3 protein-coding genes and 1 pseudogene are annotated in these 2,485 nt (G+C 51.4%); all 4 read left to right on the forward strand.

The window, feature by feature from the left end:
* Positions 1-193 (forward strand): annotated as a pseudogene (locus tag BG842_RS30475) (DNA polymerase I); the annotation flags it as partial.
* 36 nt (positions 194-229) lie between these two features.
* Entirely contained in the window at positions 230-439 is a 210-nt protein-coding gene (locus tag BG842_RS00400) for a hypothetical protein (protein ID WP_069449228.1), read from the forward strand.
* A 275-nt stretch (positions 440-714) separates the two neighbouring features.
* Positions 715-921 carry a hypothetical protein gene (locus BG842_RS00405; protein ID WP_139135964.1) on the forward strand — a complete coding sequence of 69 codons (207 nt, stop codon included), beginning with the start codon at positions 715-717 and terminating at the stop codon, positions 919-921.
* A 359-nt stretch (positions 922-1,280) separates the two neighbouring features.
* Positions 1,281-1,592 (forward strand): hypothetical protein, encoded by a 312-nt coding sequence (locus tag BG842_RS00410; RefSeq protein WP_139135965.1) that lies wholly within the window; start codon positions 1,281-1,283, stop codon positions 1,590-1,592.
* The last annotated feature ends 893 nt before the right edge of the window (positions 1,593-2,485 follow it).

Here is a 2,485-nt window from a genome sequence, read left to right on the forward strand (position 1 = left end):
TGATGATGCGAAGCAGTCGCGAGAGCGGGTAGAGTTGGCGAGTGAGGAACTTGGTGAGTATGATGTCGGGTTCTATCGGGAGTTGTTGGTTCGTGCAGCAGCGAGTGTGGTATCGCCGTTGGGATGGCGTGAATCGGATATTGAGCAATACCTCTCGAGTCATGACGAAATCAGTCTCAAATCATTTCTCTGACGATACACATTTCGAGGATGAGTTGGAGTTAATAGTATGAATATTTCGACTAGCGGTGTAGTGAAATTCCTCTTGATTTTCAGTCTCGTCGGGAGCATTGTCAACGAGCAGAGGATAGGCGCGTTGATCAGCCTCACTCTCCTCGTCCTCTGGTACGAGTGGCGAGAATACAAGCAAAAGAATGGCCAGGGCGAATCTCAGAACAATATCGAAGACGAGGGAGAATCGACTACGAACTCAGTTTGACCGCGATTAGAATGGATAACGAGAAATTGTAATCAACCGATCTTCTACGTCCAATTTCCATACCTACTGAACGACTGTTTCGTCGTTATCGTCGCGATATGAACGACTATTGCGTATAGAGATTCGCAAAAGAATCCAGACATAGGTTCTCTTTATTCACCAGTGACTGTCAGAAACGTCGTGCGAGATACACAGCGCGTATCTCCCATACCCTACCCGCTGGCAGATAGGTTCGTGGAACAAAGCTTATGCATGCTTGTGAAGTAATTTACACTATGACTACCGTTGTAAGCTCCGATGATTGGCCACTCTTCCTTCTGTGTCTTCTTCTTGCAACGGTGTTGTTCTTCCTCGGCCCTGTAGCCTTCACCGCCGTCGCTGTCGTCGCCATACTTATCTACATATTCAGACGAGAGGCCCGCGCTGGCTATGAGACCGTGATTGAATCAAACGCTCCCTCGTCTGACGAGCGTGAACAATAGACGCTCTGTATCTTGCACATACTTCCTGATAGTAGCTCGGTAGGTCGTCAAGTCTTTGCAAGATTCAGGGCGCGTATCGGTTACGGACCACCCTACTTTCGCCAGGTATAGACGACCGACTTATCCATCTGTTAGCGGATGAAAAGCCTCATCTGCAGGCTTCCTGCGGAATAGTTAATTCCATCCGGGGGAATGCCCTCAGTATGATCTCTCGCAGACAGGTCCTTGCCGGCACTTCCAGTCTCGCGCTTATCAGTCTCGCAGGCTGTAGCGGATCGGAATCTGGCGGTTCGGATACGATTGACTGCCACACGAGTGCCTCCCAGCATGGTGATGGGGATGTCCTTGATGGTGGTGCGATGGCTACCGTTCACGACGGAAATGTCTACCTCACCATCCCACTCTCCGTCGAGAAAGTAAAACACCAGAATGTGACCAGCCTCCGGCTCTACGACCCGTCCGGCCAACTCAAGTACACGATTCCCGTCTCCCCCTTGGACACCGATGTCATGCAGAAGAAGCTGGGCGTCTCGCCGGGACAACTCCAGTACCAGCAGTACATCGGTCCCCGACCGTACAACGGTCAGTACCGGATTCTCGCGATAGACAAGTCCGGGAACGCAGTTGATACAGTCACAGTCGGATTTAATTGCTTCGCGGATACCAACTAAGGGGTCGTATCGGATTCCTGTGGTAGCACGATCCACTGCCCGTGTACCTACGATCGATAGGCGATTCCTACAAGGATTATATTCTACAGATGCACACCTATCTAGTGGTTGTTTCATCACCAAGGACGTGAAACGAATCACGCTCGTCTGCGGAATACATCCGCGTAATTTACAGGTGAAGGTGATCCGTTCCGTTAATCTGACTGGTGGTCTATCCCGCTGCCTGGTTAGGGTCGGTTCGGTCACCGGAGGCTGTAGTCGACGAGGACGGAGCCGTCCTCTCGGACCCCGGGTCGATGGTCGAACTGGGAGGTACTTTCGTTGCTCCTGGTCCGTCTTTTTCTCGCCGCATCGAATTTTTGTTCAACGGCCGTGCTCGGGGAACGACTTCCACTGGAAACGAAGGGGTTCTCGGGTTACGTGGGCGAAAACGACTGGACGATTCTCACGCAACGGATGGAAAATAGAGACAAAATGAAAGGAAAGAGAACGGTAGAGAACTACCAGCACCCATGTTCTACGGTGTCAGTGAGCACGTGAAGAGATAACACGAGGAGGTGTTGCTCTAACGTTGGACTTGAGATGACTCGTTGCTGGAGACGGGTGGATGTGTTATTGTTTTTACTCGTTGGGACACACCCCCACCCCTTCGTTTCGGGTGGAAACGGCGAAAGGTGGGGTGTGGGGTGTCGGTTGGAGGTAAGTTACAGGGTACACCCCACTCTAGAAAAGAAATGACTCTAGTTTGCGGATATTGTTGGCTAGATTGTGTAATAAAGGTTCCTGTCCTAGAATAGCCCCCCTCCCCCACCACACTGTTTCCTCGTTCCACCCGAAACGAAGGGGTGGGGGGGTTCAGAGAAACGTGGTAACATTCGACGTGGTGTCCCTCC

The sequence above is a fragment of the Haladaptatus sp. W1 genome, from assembly GCF_001723155.1.
Lineage (GTDB): Archaea > Halobacteriota > Halobacteria > Halobacteriales > Haladaptataceae > Haladaptatus > Haladaptatus paucihalophilus.